Annotated in this window: 11 protein-coding genes; 7 read left to right on the forward strand and 4 right to left on the reverse strand. The window is 71.0% G+C overall.

Annotated elements, in window-relative coordinates:
• Positions 1-3: 3 nt before the first annotated feature.
• The gene (locus tag AC1RL8_RS21585; protein ID WP_492686255.1) at positions 4-978 is read right to left on the reverse strand and encodes a DMT family transporter; all 975 of its coding nucleotides are present in this window, start codon (positions 976-978) and stop codon (positions 4-6) included.
• A 143-nt stretch (positions 979-1121) separates the two neighbouring features.
• Between AC1RL8_RS21585 and AC1RL8_RS21590 the strand changes: the two genes are divergently transcribed.
• The 4 genes from AC1RL8_RS21590 (at position 1122) to AC1RL8_RS21605 (ending at position 8865) form a co-directional block, all read left to right on the forward strand.
• On the forward strand, positions 1122-2000 hold the full coding sequence (locus AC1RL8_RS21590) for a LysR family transcriptional regulator (protein WP_492686254.1): 879 nt from the start codon (positions 1122-1124) through the stop codon (positions 1998-2000).
• An 81-nt stretch (positions 2001-2081) separates the two neighbouring features.
• Positions 2082-6869, forward strand: a complete 4788-nt coding sequence (locus tag AC1RL8_RS21595; RefSeq protein WP_492686253.1) for a CapA family protein — start codon at positions 2082-2084, stop codon at positions 6867-6869.
• Complete coding sequence (locus tag AC1RL8_RS21600; RefSeq protein WP_492686252.1) at positions 6866-7816, forward strand: alpha/beta hydrolase family protein; 951 nt, start codon at positions 6866-6868, stop codon at positions 7814-7816. The genes AC1RL8_RS21595 and AC1RL8_RS21600 overlap by 4 nt, the downstream gene beginning before the upstream one ends.
• The gene (locus AC1RL8_RS21605) at positions 7813-8865 is read left to right on the forward strand and encodes an aldose epimerase family protein (protein ID WP_492686251.1); all 1053 of its coding nucleotides are present in this window, start codon (positions 7813-7815) and stop codon (positions 8863-8865) included. Before AC1RL8_RS21600 ends, AC1RL8_RS21605 begins: the two co-directional genes overlap by 4 nt.
• A 7-nt stretch (positions 8866-8872) precedes the next feature.
• Here the strand turns inward: AC1RL8_RS21605 and AC1RL8_RS21610 are convergent, their stop codons facing one another.
• Positions 8873-9118 carry a DUF2798 domain-containing protein gene (locus tag AC1RL8_RS21610; protein WP_070060049.1) on the reverse strand — a complete coding sequence of 82 codons (246 nt, stop codon included), beginning with the start codon at positions 9116-9118 and terminating at the stop codon, positions 8873-8875.
• Positions 9119-9359: 241 nt separating this feature from the next.
• Between AC1RL8_RS21610 and AC1RL8_RS21615 the strand changes: the two genes are divergently transcribed.
• Complete coding sequence (locus AC1RL8_RS21615; protein ID WP_492686250.1) at positions 9360-10274, forward strand: LysR family transcriptional regulator; 915 nt, start codon at positions 9360-9362, stop codon at positions 10272-10274.
• Here AC1RL8_RS21615 and AC1RL8_RS21620 read toward each other — a convergent pair.
• Positions 10271-11215: an SMP-30/gluconolactonase/LRE family protein gene (locus AC1RL8_RS21620; RefSeq protein WP_492686249.1), complete on the reverse strand. Its 945-nt coding sequence runs from the start codon at positions 11213-11215 to the stop codon at positions 10271-10273. The two genes, AC1RL8_RS21615 and AC1RL8_RS21620, sit on opposite strands and share 4 nt — an antisense overlap.
• A 135-nt stretch (positions 11216-11350) precedes the next feature.
• On the opposite strand from AC1RL8_RS21620, the gene AC1RL8_RS21625 reads away from it, so the two are divergent.
• Positions 11351-12124 carry an SDR family NAD(P)-dependent oxidoreductase gene (locus AC1RL8_RS21625; protein WP_492686248.1) on the forward strand — a complete coding sequence of 258 codons (774 nt, stop codon included), beginning with the start codon at positions 11351-11353 and terminating at the stop codon, positions 12122-12124.
• Here AC1RL8_RS21625 and AC1RL8_RS21630 read toward each other — a convergent pair whose 3' ends face one another.
• The gene (locus AC1RL8_RS21630) at positions 12125-13084 is read right to left on the reverse strand and encodes a LysR family transcriptional regulator (RefSeq protein ID WP_062480583.1); all 960 of its coding nucleotides are present in this window, start codon (positions 13082-13084) and stop codon (positions 12125-12127) included.
• A gap of 144 nt (positions 13085-13228) precedes the next feature.
• Between AC1RL8_RS21630 and AC1RL8_RS21635 the strand changes: the two genes are divergently transcribed.
• Positions 13229-14683 carry an aldehyde dehydrogenase family protein gene (locus tag AC1RL8_RS21635; protein WP_062480581.1) on the forward strand — a complete coding sequence of 485 codons (1455 nt, stop codon included), beginning with the start codon at positions 13229-13231 and terminating at the stop codon, positions 14681-14683.
• Positions 14684-14687 lie beyond the last annotated feature (4 nt).

The raw sequence follows: 14687 nt of genomic DNA on the forward strand, positions 1-14687 counted from the left end.
TGTTCATGGCGTGACGCCGCAGGTGCGCTGGCCTGGCGACGGCACGCGAACCGGCGCCACCGGCGTTGCCGCGCGCTTCGCTGCCGCCACATGCAGCAGCAGCGCCACCACCACCATCGCCACGCCGACGATCTCGTGCGTCGCGGGCGGCTTGCCCAGCGCCACGCCCATCAGCAAGGCCGATACCGGCACGAAGTTCAGGAAGGCCGTGCCCGTGACCGCGCCGAGCGCGCGCACGCCGTGGTTGAAGGCCAGCACCGCGAGCGCCGACGGCACCAGCCCCACGTACAGCAGCACCTGCCACGACAGGCGCAGCCCCTGCGCGTCGGGCGCGGGCGAGGCGCCCAGCACGGTCATGCCCACCGCCACGGCCAGCAGCAGCGGCCACGAGGCCAGCACCGTGAGCGCGGTGTAGTCCACCGTGTCCAGCGTCGGGAAGCGCGCCGCGCCGCGCGTGTAGACGACCCAGCCCAGCGTGCCGACGAAGGCGATGGCGTCGCCGAGCAGCGTGTCGTGCGACAGGCCTGCGCCGCCGGGCGACAGCAGCCCGGCCACCGTCGCCACACCGGCCAGCGCCAGCGCGGCGGTCAGCAGCGTCGTGCGCGTCGGGCGCACGCCGTCGAGCCACCAGCGCAGCAGCTGCGTGGTGATCGGCGTGGTGGCGATCAGCACCGCGCCGTGCGAGGGCACCGAGTGCGAGAGCCCGACGAACAGCAGGATGCTGAACACGCCGAAGCCCGCAAAGCCGTGCAGCGCCAGCGGCACCGCATGCTGCCGCAGCTTGTGCCAGCCGCCGTTGCCGCGCAGGCCCAGCAGCGCGGCGAACACCAGCGCCGACAGGGTGTAGCGGATGAGCGTGAGCCACACCGGCGCCACGTGCTGCAGCACGCCCTTGCCGACGAGGAACAGGCTGCCCCAGCTGGCGGTGGCGAAGAGCAGGGCCGCGATGCCCGGCAGGCGTGAGGAAGGGGAGGACACGGGAAGGCCTTTCAAGAAAAAAGAGGGAGCGCGTGGCCTGAAGGATGGGGACGCCTCGCCGCGAAGGCCATTCGTTTCTTTGGACAGGGGCTTCCGAAAAAGCGAACGGACGACCGCGTCGCACGCGCTCACAATCCGCGGTCATGGAGCTGTACCAACTGAAGACCTTCGTCGCCATCGCGAAGGAGGGCAACCTGACCCGCGCCGCCGAACGCGTGTTCACCAGCGCCCCGGCCGCCAGCGCGCAGCTCAAGGCGCTGGAAGACGAACTCGGCGTGCGCCTGTTCGAGCGCACGCCGCGCGGCATGTCGCCCACCGCGGCCGGCCGGCGCCTGCTCGAAGAGGCCGAGCGCACCCTGGCCTCGGCGATGCGCATGCAGTCGGCCGCCGACCAGTTGCGCGGCGCGGCGCAGGGCGTGGTGCGCTTCGGCACGGTGGTCGATCCGGTGGCGCTGCGCCTGGGCAGCGTGCTGGTCACGCTGGCGCAGCAGCACCCGCAGGTCACGCTGCAGCTCAAGCAGGGGCTGTCGTACGAAACCCTGGCGGCCGTGCAGCGCGGCGAACTCGACTGCGCCTACGTGCTCAGCGACGCCGAGCGGCTCGAAGGCTTCGAGCTGCGGCGCCTGGGCGTGGTCGACCTGGCCGTGGGCCTGCCGCTGTCCGTGGCGCAGGCGCACCCCGAGCTCACGCTCGCGCAGCTCACCGACCTGACCTGGGTCGGCACGCCGCCCTCGTGCATCCTGCGCGCGCACCTCGAAAAGCTCTTCGCTTCGGCCGGGCGCGACTACCGCCAGGGCGTCACCGCCGACGGCGAGAGCGCCATCCGCAGCATGGTCGCCAGCGGCATGGGCGCGGGCCTGATGCGGCTGGACCAGGCCGAGCAGGGCGAGCGCCAGGGCGAACTGAAGATCTGGAACGGTTGGCGCTCACACACCTGGCTGTGCTGGATCGCGCCGGCCGGCGGCCAGCGATCGGCGGCGGTCGAGGCCGTGCGCGGCGCGGTGTTCGACGCCTGGGCGTGACCCGGGCCTGATCCGGGTCTGACGCCGCCCCGGATTTCCGCAGTGGCAGGCCGCGCCGGGGCCTGTCATCATTCGCGGCGCATGACTCACCAAGCTCCCGTCCCCCTCGCCGATCTGTTGAACCGCGCCAGGCAGGCCCTGGCCACCCCGGACGGGGCGCTGCCCCCGGCCCCGCCCGCCACCGACGAGGCCGGCTGCGTGGTGTTCCTCGCGATGGGCGAGGGCGAAAGCCGCGCCCGCGTGGTCATGGGCCGCGGCCCCGACACCGAGGCCGCATGGCAGGCCGCGGCCGAGGCGCTGGCCGTGAAGGCCAAGCGCGCCGAGCGGCCCGCGCAACGGCTGCGCGCGGAGATCGTCGAGCACGCCACGCCCATGACCTGGGGCGAACTGAAGGCGCGGCTGGCGCAGACCAAGCGCAACTACTTCAACGAAGGCATCGCGCTCGACGCGCGCTTCGAGACCGCGCTGCTCGCGCAGGAGATGCACGGCAGCGCCGTGCTCTACAACGGCACGGTCGACCACGCGGAGCCCAACAACGGCAACCTGCGCACGCACACCAAGCGCCGCTTCGGCGACGAGCGCGACTTTCCCACCGACGACGCCGCGCCCGTGTGGTGCTTCACCACGCGCGCCGTGTACGTCGACGCCGACGGCGCCTGGCCGCTCACCGCGCAAGGGCAGGCCGCGGGCTTTCGCACGCTCACCGACTGGAACGCGGCGCAGGTGCGCACGCTGGTCGACTCGGCGAGCGACTACCTGGCAGAACAGGTCAAGCCCACGGGCGAGTTCCACTACGGCTGGTTCCCCTGCTTCGACCGCGCGATCCCCACCTACAACACGCTGCGCCACGCCAGCTCCACCTACGCCATGCTCGAAGGCTGGGAGCTCACGCGCAGCGACGTGCAGAAGGCCGCCATCGACCGCGCGCTGACCTTCCTGAGCCAGCGGCTGATCCGCCGCGCCACGCTGGCCGACGGCACGCAGGCCGCGTTCCTGGTCGACATCGGCAACGAGATCAAGCTCGGCGGCAACGCCGTGTGCCTGCTGGCGCTGGTGAAGTACACCGAGCTCACCGGCGATGCGCAGTACCAGCCGCTGATGGAGCAGCTCGCGCTGGGCATCCGCTCCATGCAGGACCCCGAGACCGGGCGCTTCGTGCACGTGCTCAACCACCCGGGGCTCGACGTGAAGGAGCCCTACCGCATCATCTATTACGACGGCGAAGCGGCCTTCGGGCTGATGCGGCTGTACGGCCTCACGCGCGACGCGCGCTGGCTCGCAGTGGTCGAGACGGCCTTCGAGCATTTCATCGCCGCGGGCCACTGGCGCGCGCACGACCATTGGCTGAGCTACTGCGTCAACGAACTCACGCGCTTCAAGCCCGAGACGCGCTACTACCAGTTCGGCCTGCAGAACATGGCGGGCCACCTGGACTTCGTGCTGGAGCGCATCACCACCTTCCCCACGCTGCTCGAGCTGATGATGGCCGCGCGCGAGATGGTGCTGCGGCTCGAAGCCGACCCGGCCCTGCGCCCGCTGCTTGCGGGGCTGGATCGCCACAAGTTCGACCGCGCGCTGGAGCACCGCGCGCGCTACCTCGCCAACGGCCACTTCTGGCCCGAGCTGGCGATGTTCTTCCGCCACCCCGACCGCATCGCGGGCTCGTTCTTCATCAAGCACCACAGCTTCCGCGTGCGCATCGACGACGTGGAGCACTACCTGTCGGGCTACGTGGCCTACCACCGCCTGCTCGAAGCGCGCGAGGCGCAGCAGCAGAGCGCGCAGCTCACGCAGGCCACGGCCGAACCGGCCGCGCCGCGCGGTGCCGAGGGCATCGTGCTGTGGGGCGGCGACGTCAACCTGGGCCGGCGTCAGCACTACCGCATGCACGACCTCGGCGGCCCCGCCCGCATGCTGGGCGACATCGCCGCGCTGCGCGAGGCCGACCTGCGCATCGTGAACCTCGAATGCGTGGTCGCCACCACGGGCGCGCAGGGCGTCGAGAAGGACGAGGGCGGCCCGTATTACTACCGTGCGCGCCCCGAGATGCTCGCGGTGCTGACCGAGGCCGGCATCGACATGGTCGCCACGGCCAACAACCACAGCGGCGACTACGGCCCCGAGGCGCTGCTGGAGCAGCACGGGCTGCTGAACGCCGCCGCCATCGCGTTCGCTGGCACCGGGCCTGATCTCGACTCGGCACTGCGCCCCGCCTTCCGCCAGGCCGGTGGGCTGCGCGTGGCGCTGTTCTCGCTCGACGCCACGCAGCCGCGCTTCGCCGCCACCGCGCAGCGCCCCGGCGCGGCCTGGCTGTCGCTCGATGACCCGGCGGCCTGGCGCGCCACGCTCGCGCCGCGCATCGCCGCCGCGCGCCAGGAGGCCGACGTGGTGCTGGTCGCCGTGCACTGGGGCGAGAACCTGGAGACCGCGCCCTCGCGCGCCGAGATCGCCGTCGGCCATGCCATCGTCGAAGCCGGCGCCGACGCGGTGCTCGGCACCTCGGCGCATGTGCTGCAGGGCATCGAGGTGCACCAGGGCCGGCCGATCCTGCACGACGCGGGCGACCTGCTGTTCGACGCGATCCGCAACGATCTCGCGGACTCCGGCGTGTTCTCGCTGCGCCTCGGCCCGCACGGCGTGGAAGAGGTGGTGTTCACGCCGGTGGGCGTGGGCTTCGGTTTCTCGCAGCAGCTCGCGGGCGAGGCGGCGCAGGCCGCGAGCGCGCGCTTTGCCGAACTGTGCCGCGCGCTCGGCACCGAGATGACGCCGCGGCCCGACGGGCGTTGCGCGCTGCAGCTGTCGCCGCCCGAACGCACCGCGCCGGCCGGGCGCCCGCCGCTGGCGCCGCTGTCGGCCTCGCGCCCGCCCGCGCTGGTCGGCCCCGTGCTCGCGCCCCGGCCCGAGTGGTCGGTCGATGCCGTGCCCGAGGACGCCAGGATTCGCCCGCTGCAGTTCGGCCCGCTGCGCCTCGTGGGCATCCGCCTCGCGCCGACGCAGATCATTGGGCGGCGCCTGCTGTGGGTCGAGTCGTTCTGGACCGCCGATGCGCCCGTGAGCGCCGACCTGCGCGTGCAGTTCCGCGCGCTGCCGATGCGCAGCACCACCATGCCGGCCTGGGGCGAAGCCATGGACCACGACCCCTGCGACTGGATGTGGCCCACCAGCCGCTGGACGCCGGGGCGCATCTACCGCGACCGCTACGGCCTGCGCGCGCCGCGCCTGGGCCTGCTCGAGAACGACGTGCTGCAGATCGAGGTGCGCGTGCGCGGCAGCATGCCCGACCTGCCGGGCGCGCGCCGGCTGCCCGTGTGGTGCGGCCTGCGCGTGCCGAAGTTTCCGACGCCGCTGCCCGAGCGCCCCGCGCCCGTGCTCGCGGCGCTGCGCCCTGGGGCAACGCCGCAGGCGTCGCCCGTGTGGACTGCCGACGACCTGCAGCGCGTCACCGGCGGGCAGTGGCTGGTGCCGCCGCCGCCGGGCTGGTTCGTCAACGCGGTGGTGCGCGGGCCGACGCACATGGCGCGGCTGCCGAAGCCGGCGCTGTTCATCGCGTCCGACTACCGCACGCTCGCCAAGCACGAGAACTACAGCAAGCCGCGCGCCGACAACCCCGACCGCCATGAAGACGTGCCCGTGCTGCAGCACGCGCTCGCGGGCGCCGTGGTCGCGCACCCGGTGGACGGGCTCGACCCGTCGTTCCCGCTGCTGCAGGTGGAGGACCCGATCCGCGCCATGATCGACCTGGGCGTGGCCGCGCGTGCGCGTTTCCAGGGGCGCGTGGTGGGCGTGACCGGCACGGTCGGCAAGTCGTCCACCATCGCCATGCTGCGCGACCTGCTGCCCGAGGCGGCGCGCGTGCACACCACCATCGACAACTACAACTCGCGCGTCGGCGTGCCGGCGATGCTGGCCAACCTCGCGGCCGATGCCGACGTGTGCGTGCTCGAGATGGCACAGAGCGCGCTGTGGATGGACCGCGGACCGATCTCGCTCGTGGCGCGCCCGCACGTGGCCATCCTCACCGAGATCGGCCTGTCGCAGACCCGCCAGACCGCCACGCTCGAACAGACGGCCGAGTTCAAGTCGCGCATCTTCCTCGGGCTGGAGCCCGGCGGCGTGGCCATCGTGCCCGACCACATCCCCTGCCTGATGGAGGTGGTGCGGGCGGCCGCGCGCACGGCGGGCGCCATCTGGGTGGTGGGCAGCAGCCCCGACGCCAACATCCGCATCGTCGACACGCAGCCCGAGCCCGACGGCGGCTGCCGTGTGCGCATCGCGCTGCCGGGGCGCACGGTCGAGTACCTGTTCCCGATCGCGAGCGCCGGGCTGGTGCGCAATTCGGCGCTGGCCTTCGCGGCGCTGCTGGCGCTGGGCTTCGATGCCGAGGCCGCGTGCGCGCGCATGCCTTTCGTGCGCCTGCCGGCCTCGGTGATGCAGCTGCGCCCGCTGCGCACGCAGGGCGGCGTGCAGGCCACGCTGATCGACGACAGCTGGAACGCCGAGGTCATGTCGATGCGCAACGCGATGGAGTTCGTGCGCACCTGCCAGCATGCGGCGCACGGGCCGGTGACGCGCAAGATCGGCGTGCTCGGGCGCATCATCAACCTCGACAAGGAAGCCGAAGCGATGCACCGCAGCCTCGCCGCGCCGCTGCTGGCCTCGGGCATCCAGCACCTCGTGACGCACGGCGCCGAGATGCGCTGGCTGCGCGAGGAGGTGCCGGCCGAGCTGCTCGGCCCGCACTTCGAAGACGCCGCGCAGCTCACCGGCTACCTCGGCGAATTCCTGCGCGACGGCGACCTGGTGCTGGTGAAGGGCGACCGCCAGCAGTCGGACTTCGGCCTCATCTCCGAACTGCTGCAGAAGCTATGAGCCCGCGCGCGCGCCTGGCCTGTGTGCTCCTTGCCCTCGTGCAGACGGCCTGCGCGCAGCGTGCCGATGCGCCGAAGGCCGCAGCGCCGCGCGAGCCCGCAGCCTCCGCGTCGGCCGAGGGCGCACTGCTGCACTGGAACCAGCCCGCCGTGCGCGCCAACTGCCCCGACCGCCCCGGCTTCCTTTGGGTGCAGGCGGTCGAGGGGCCGTCGTGCATCCGCTACTTCGCGAGCCGCGACATCGACGACGCGCGCATCGCCATCGTGCAGTTCTCGGGCGACCGCGACAGCGTAATGAACCTGTCGCCCACGCGCATTCCCGGCAACACCGAACCGCTGCGCACGCTCGACGCGCAGGCCGCGAGCGACCGCGCGGGCATGCCGTGGATCTTCATGGCGCGCCCCGGCACCTACGGCTCGTCGGGCGACCACCGCCAGCGGCGCGAGGCGGTGGAGTTCCATGCGCTCGACGCGGCGCTCGAAGCGCTGATGCAGCGCCACCGGCTGCAGCGCGTGGTGCTCTTCGGCCACAGCGGCGGCGCCACGGCCGGCGCCGCGCTGCTCACGCTCGGGCGCACGCGCGTGGCCTGCGCGGTGCTCACCTCGGGCGCCTTCGACCTGCTGGAGCGCGCGCGGCTGCTCGGCCGCTCGAAGAACGGGCGCACCGACACCACGGGCAGCGCGCAGGTCTACGACCCGCTGGACCATGTGGCCGGCATCCCGCGCGACCCGCAGCGGCGCATCGTGCTCATCGGCAACCCCGGCGACCGCAACACGCCGTTCGCGCTGCAGCAGCGCTTTGCCGATGCGGTGGGCAAGGCGGGCCACCGCGTCGAGGTGATGACGCACGACGCCGAGCCACCGACCTTCCACGACCTGAAAGACCGCATCGGCCTGCGCACCGCATCGCAGTGCGCGCGCGAGGCGCTGCAGTCGCAAGCCCGATGATCGAAGCTCTCACCTCGCGCCCCTTCGGCGCCATGCCCGACGGCCGGCCCGTCACCGAATACACGCTCGACAACGGCCACGGCCTGCGCCTGAGCGCCATCAACCTCGGCGGCATCGTCACCGCGCTGCACGTGCCCGACCGGCAGGGTCGCAGCGCGAACGTGGTGCTGGGGCTGCCCTCGCTGGCCGATTACCTGAAGCCGCATCCGCACTTCGGCACCATCGTCGGCCGCTACGCGAACCGCATCGCGGCGGGCCGCTTCACGCTCGATGGCACCGCTCACCAGCTGGGCCTGAACGACGGCGTGAACACGCTGCATGGCGGCGCCACCGGCTTCGGCAAGCGCTACTGGGAGATCGTGCCGGTGCCTCACGAACTCGCCCTCGAGCTGCGCTACACCAGCGCCGACGGCGAAGAGGGCTACCCCGGCGAGGTGCAGCTGACGGTGCGCTACACGCTGGGCGCCATGGCCAACACCTGGCGCGTCGACTACCGCGCCACCACCGACCGGCCCACGGTGCTCAACCTGAGCCACCACGACTACTTCAACCTCGCCGGCAGCGGTTCGGTGATGGACCATGTGCTGACGCTGCCCGCGAGCCGCTACTGCCCGGTGGATGCCACGCTCATTCCGCTCGGGCTGGGCGAGGTGGCCGGCACGCCTTTCGATTTCCGCACGCCGACGCGCATCGGCGAGCGCATCCGCGATAGCCACGAGCAGTTGCTGCGCGCGCATGGCTACGACCACAACTGGGTGCTTGATCGCAGAGGTAACGGGCTGGCGCTGGCCGCGCGCCTCGCCCACGAGGCCTCGGGCCGCGTGATGGACGTGCACACGACCGAGCCCGGCGTGCAGTTCTATTCGGGCAACTTCCTCGACGGCAGCCTGCTCGGCAGCGCGGGGGCGAGCCTGCGCCAGGGCGACGGCCTGTGCCTGGAGACGCAGCACTTTCCCGATGCGCCGAACCAGCCGGAATTCGCGTCGACCGTGCTGCGTCCCGGCGAGGTGTTCGCCAGCGCGACCGAGCACCGCTTCGGCATCGGCTGACCACGGATCAGCGCTGCGGGCTCTGCACCGTCGCCGCGACGATCCGGCGCACCACCGGCAGCACCACGAGCAGCGAGGGAAACGCGGCCAGCCACGACACGCCCCATGCGGCCATCCACATCTGGAAGAGGCCCGAGGCCAGCCCCACGCTCTTGAGCGTGGAGATGCCCGCCACGATGCACGACATGAAGATCGACAGCAGGAAGGGCATGGCGATGCCCGCATAACGGGCTGGCAGTTTTCGGGTGGTCATGATGGGGAAAGCTCCTGGATGTCGTTGTTGTTCAATGTGCGCGGACGAGGTTGCAGCCCCTCTGCGCCGTCGGCGCCGACCACCCGCACGGTGGGTCTGTGTCGTTGTTTCATGGAATGATTCCTTCGCTTCGTTTGTGGCCATGCGGCCTGCGACCGCGAGGCCTCGAAGATACGAACGGCAGGCACCATCGGGAATCCACGCGCGCCGCCATAGACCTTCATCCAGACCGAGAGAATCCATGGACCAGATTCAGGACATCCGGGCCTTCGTGGCCATCGTCGACCACGGCAGCCAGAGCGCGGCGGCCCGGCAACTGGGGCGCTCGGTGCAGTCCATCAGCCGCTCGCTGAGCGTGCTCGAGCGCAGCCTGGGCGTGCAGCTCCTTCGCCGCACGACGCGGCAGTCGTCGGTCACCGAAGTGGGGTTGGCCTACCACCGCCGCGTGCGGGCCGCGCTGGCGGAGTTCGATGCGGCGGCGGTCGAGGCCAGCAGCCAGCTCGACTCGCCGCGGGGCCTGCTGCGCGTGGCCGCGCCGGTGCAGTTCGCGCCGGCCTTCGTGGTGCCGCTGATCGGCGCGTTCATGCAGCGCTACCCGGACATGGAGGTCGAGCTCACGGCCTCCGACCGTTTCGTGGACCTGATCGAAGGCGAGCTGGACCTGGCCATCCGCATCGGCGAGCTGCCCGATTCCGAACTGGCGGCCAAGCCGCTCGGCGAGCTGCGGCTGGTGGTGTTCGGCTCGCCGGCGTACTTCGCGCGGCACGGGCGGCCGCAGCGGCCCGAAGACCTCGCCGACCACCAGTGCGTGGTGCGCACCACGCACGGCAGCGACGCGCACTGGCCTTTCACGGTCGACGGCACGCTGCAGCGCGTCAAGGTGACGGGGCGCTTCCGGGCCGACAACACGGCCGCGATCTATGCGGCCGTGCTGAGCGGGCTGGGCCTGTTCTTCACGCCGCTGTGGCAAATCCGCGACCTGCTCGACAACGGGCAGGCCGAACTGGTGCTGACCGAGTTCGAGTCGCCGAGGATTCCGGTCCACGCGGTGTGGCCTTCATCCCGTGGCAGCTTTGCGCGGGCCAGGCTGTTCGCCGATTTCGCGGCGGCGCACCTGCCGTCGCTGCAGCCGCGCGAGGGGCCCGGGGCGGGCTAGCCTGCGAACAGCGCCGCCGGCACGCCCGGGCTGTCGATGCGCACCGAGAAGAGCCCACCGGCCAGCGGCTCGCTCTGCAGCTGTGCTTCGGTGCGGCCGTTGCGCGCCGTCGTGATGTAGAGCGTCTGCATGTCCGCGCCGCCGAAGGCGCAGTCGGTCACGTTGCTCGCGGGCAGCGCGATGCGGCACAGCTCGACGGCGCTCACCGGGTCGTGGCAGGTAATGCACGCGCCGTCCCAGTGCGCGATCCACAGCCGGCCGGCCGCGTCGGTGGTCATGCCGTCGGGCAGGCCGTCGCCCTTCGGGAAGCGGTGCCACACACGCTTGTTCGACACCGCGCCGGCGTCCATGTCGAAGTCGTAGGCGTACATCGTGTTGATCGCCGTGTTGTTGAAGTACATGGTGCGGCCGTCGCCCGACCACGTCGGCCCGTTGGTCACCTCGAAGCCGTCGTCGTGCCGCGTGCAGTGGCCGTCGGCGTCGAAGCGGTAGAGCGCGCCGGTGGGCGCCTTGCAGTCGAAGTCCATGCTGCCGGCCCAGAAGCGGCCGCGGCTGTCGCACTTGCCGTCGTTGAAGCGGTTGCCGGTGCGCTCGGGTTCGGGCTGGTGCAGGTAGCGCGGCTTGGTGGTGTCACCGGGCGCGGTGGTGTCGAACAGCGCGAAGCCGCGGCGCAGCGTGAGGAACAGGCCCGGCGCCGACGCGCGCTCGGAAATCGCGGTGATCTCTTCGTCGAAGTGCCAGGTGCGCTGCGCGCCCGTGGCCGGTTCGTAGCGAAACAGGCGCGGCTGCAGGATGTCGATCCAGTACAGCGCCTGCTCGCGCACCGACCACAGCGTGCCTTCGCCGAGGTCGGCGGCGGCCGGCCAGAGGCATTCGGGGGTGCCGAGCGCGCGGGGCGCTGCGAGCGGCGAAGAAGGGGCGCTTGTCTCTTGCATGGTCATTTGTTCTTCCTGTAGGTCATGTCGCCTTGACGCGGCGGATCGTATCAAGGCATATTGATAATAGAAATTGAAAATAACTGCATTGATTGATATGTTTTTTGCAATGTCACGAGATGCCCCCTGGAGACCTTGTCCTTGAATTCCCCCCAGCTTTCCATCCATCCCAGCCTGAAGGGCCGCACCGTGTTCGTCACCGGCGGCGGCAGCGGCATCGGCGCGGCCATCGTCGCTGCTTTCGCGGCGCAGGGCGCGCGCGTGGCCTTTGTCGATATTGCAGAAGCCGCCAGCGCGGTGCTCGCCGCGCAGATCGCCGAAGCCGGCCACGCCGCGCCGTGGTGGCGCGCCTGCGACGTGCGCGACATCGGCGCGCTGCAGCAGGCCATGGCCGACGCGGCCGCCGAGCTCGGCGACTTCGCGGTGCTGGTCAACAACGTGGCCAGCGACGACCGCCACACGCTCGCATCGGTCACGCCCGACTACTACGACAACCGCATGGCCATCAACGAGCGGCCCGCGCTGTTCGCGATCCAGTCGGTGGTGCCGGGCATGAAGCGCCTGGGCTTCGGCTCGGTGATCAACCTCGGCTCCACGGGCTGGCAGACCAAGGGCTCGGGCTACCCCTGCTACGCGATCGCCAAGTCGTCGGTGAACGGCCTCACGCGCGGGCTCGCGGTGGAGCTGGGCCGCGATCGCATCCGCATCAACACCGTGTCGCCCGGCTGGGTGATGACCGAGCGGCAGGTGGCGCTGTGGCTCGACGAGGAGGGCGAGAAGGCGCTGCACCGCAACCAGTGCCTGCCCGACAAGCTGATGCCGGAAGACATCGCGCGCATGGTGCTGTTCCTCGCGTCGGACGACGCGAAGATGTGCACGGCCCAGGAGTTCACCGTGGACGCCGGCTGGACCTGATCAGTCCATCTCGAGCTTGCGTCCGTAGACGCTCATGCTCGCCGTCTTCAGCGCCTTCATCATCACCTTCGCGGCCGGCGACAGCAGCCGGTCGGTGCGCGTGATGATGCCGAAGGCGTCCATGTGGCAGGGCATGTCCAGCGGCAGCAGCGACACGATGCCGTGCGCCGCGTAGTAGCGCGCCACGTCGGTCGCCAGCACCGCGACCATGTCGCTTTGCTGCAGCATGCGCGTGATGAAAAGCAGCGCCGGGCTCTCGATGATGTTGCCCGGCGGCGCCAGGCCTTCTTCCTGGAACATCAGCTCGAAGCGGTGGCGCAGCACGCTGCCCGCGGGCGGCACGATCCAGCCGGCGCCCACCACGTCGCGCAGCGTGAGGCCGCTCACGCCCAGCAGCGGATGGCCGGGGCGCACCAGCGCGCACACGGGCTCCTCGGTGAGCGCCTCGTAGCGCAGCTGCGACTTGTCGTGCTCGGCGAACAGCCGCGCCACGAGGATGTCGAGCTTGCCCTGCTCGAGCCGCTCGAGCAGCACCGGGCTGGTCTCGATCTCCAGTGACACGCGCAGGTCGGGCTGCTCGCGCTTGACCATCGCCACGGCCGGCGGCATCAGCGTGAGGCCCGGCGCGGTGATGGCGCCCACGTTCACCTGGCCGAGGCGCCCGGCCTTCAGCGCGGTGAGCTCGTCGTGCGCCTGGTTCAGGCTGGCCAGCGCCACGCGAGCGTGGCGGATCATGGTCTCGCCGTACCAGGTGGGGCGCATGCCGCGCGGCAGCCGCTCGAACAGCGGCACCTCCAGCACGTCTTCCAGGTCCTTCAGCAATTTCGACGCGGCGGGCTGCGTCATGTTGAGCACCTGCGCCGCGCGGTGGATGTTGCCTTCCTCGGCCAGCGCCACCAGCAACAGCAGCTGGCGGGTCTTGAGGCGGGCACGGATGAACCAGTGGTTGTAGGTGTTCATGAAGCTGCGAACGAAGGTCTGACGGGGTTTTCCAGAATCCACCGATTGATATGCATTTTGTCTAAAAAACGATTGGATCGATATCGAAATCATTCCTAGACTTCCGCCCCAGTCCCATAACAACAGAGACAAGGCAGCGCCACGGTGATCCACGGCGAGCTTCGGCAGAGCGTGCGCCAGTACATCAACGGCCGCTGGGAAACCAGCGCAACCACCGGTGTCAGCGTCAATCCATCGGACACCAGCGAAGTGGTGGCCGAGTACGCACGTGCCGACCGGCGCCAGGTCGAGCTGGCGATCCGCGCGGCCAGCGAAGCCTTTGTGCACTGGAGCCACAGCACGCCGCAGCGGCGTGCCGACGTGCTCGACCGCATCGGCGCCGAGCTGCTCGCACGCAAGGACGAGCTGGGCCTGCTGCTGGCGCGCGAGGTCGGCAAGACCCTGCCCGAGGCCGTGGCCGAGGTGGCGCGCGCCGGCCAGATCTTCAAGTTCTTCGCGGGCGAGGCCCTGCGCGGCGGCGGTGGCGAGAACGTGGCCTCGGTGCGCGCCGGCGTGCAGGTCGACGTGACGCGCGAGCCGGTCGGCGTGGTGGGCCTCATCACGCCGTGGAACACGCCCTTCGCGGTGCCGGCCTCCAAGATCGCCGCGGCGCTGGCGCACGGCAACAGCGTGGTCTTCAAGCCGGCCGAACTGGTGCCGGCCTGCGGCTGGGCGCTCACCGACATCATCGGCCGCGCCACGCTGCCGGCCGGCGTGTTCAACCTCGTGATGGGCAGCGGGCGCGAAGCGGGCCAGGCGCTGGTCGACAGCCCGCTGGTCGATGCGCTGAGCTTCACCGGCTCGGCCGCCAACGGCGAACGCGTGCTGCAGGCCGCGGCCGCACGGCGCGCCAAGGTGCAGCTGGAGATGGGCGGCAAGAACGCGCTGGTGGTGCTGGCCGACGCCGACCTGGACCGCGCCGTCGACTGCGCGGTGCAGGGCGCCTACTTCTCGAACGGCCAGCGCTGCACCGCATCGAGCCGCCTCATCGTCGAAGCCGCCGTGCACGACGCCTTCGTGGCGCAGCTGCGCCAGCGCCTGAAGACACTGAAGATCGGCCACGCGCTGGAGCGCGGCATCGACATCGGCCCCGTGGCCGACGAAGAGCGGCTGGCGCAGAACCTCGCGTGGATCGACATCGCGCGCGAAGAGGGCGCGGAGCATGTGTGGGGCGGCGAAGCACTGCAGCGCGCCACCGCCGGCCACTACATGAGCCCCGCGCTCTTCCTGGCCCAACCCGAACACCGCATCGCGCGCGAAGAGATCTTCGGGCCGCTGGCCTGCGTGCTGCGCGCCGCCGATTACGACGAAGCGCTCGCGCTGTGCAACGACACGCCCTTCGGCCTGTGCGCGGGCATCTGCACCAACTCGCTCAAGCACGCGATGCACTTCAGGCGCCATGCCGTGGTCGGCATGACGATGGTCAATCTGCCGACCGCGGGGGTGGACTTTCATGTGCCCTTCGGCGGCCGCAAGGGGTCGGGCTACGGGCCGCGCGAACAAGGGCGCCACGCCGCGGAGTTCTACACGACGGTGAAGACCGGCTACATGCTGGCCTGACCGA

This window comes from Variovorax sp. GW822-FHT04E09, assembly GCF_058800845.1.

What these genes read in the sequence shown, in the direction of transcription:
- AC1RL8_RS21620 (WP_492686249.1), bottom strand. Translation starts at nt 11,215, where the DNA reads ATGACCATGCAAGAGACAAGCGCCCCTTCTTCGCCGCTCGCAGCGCCC.
- AC1RL8_RS21590 (WP_492686254.1), top strand. Translation starts at nt 1,122, where the DNA reads ATGGAGCTGTACCAACTGAAGACCTTCGTCGCCATCGCGAAGGAGGGC.
- AC1RL8_RS21605 (WP_492686251.1), top strand. Translation starts at nt 7,813, where the DNA reads ATGATCGAAGCTCTCACCTCGCGCCCCTTCGGCGCCATGCCCGACGGC.
- AC1RL8_RS21610 (WP_070060049.1), bottom strand. Translation starts at nt 9,118, where the DNA reads ATGACCACCCGAAAACTGCCAGCCCGTTATGCGGGCATCGCCATGCCC.
- AC1RL8_RS21600 (WP_492686252.1), top strand. Translation starts at nt 6,866, where the DNA reads ATGAGCCCGCGCGCGCGCCTGGCCTGTGTGCTCCTTGCCCTCGTGCAG.
- AC1RL8_RS21630 (WP_062480583.1), bottom strand. Translation starts at nt 13,084, where the DNA reads ATGAACACCTACAACCACTGGTTCATCCGTGCCCGCCTCAAGACCCGC.
- AC1RL8_RS21595 (WP_492686253.1), top strand. Translation starts at nt 2,082, where the DNA reads ATGACTCACCAAGCTCCCGTCCCCCTCGCCGATCTGTTGAACCGCGCC.
- AC1RL8_RS21615 (WP_492686250.1), top strand. Translation starts at nt 9,360, where the DNA reads ATGGACCAGATTCAGGACATCCGGGCCTTCGTGGCCATCGTCGACCAC.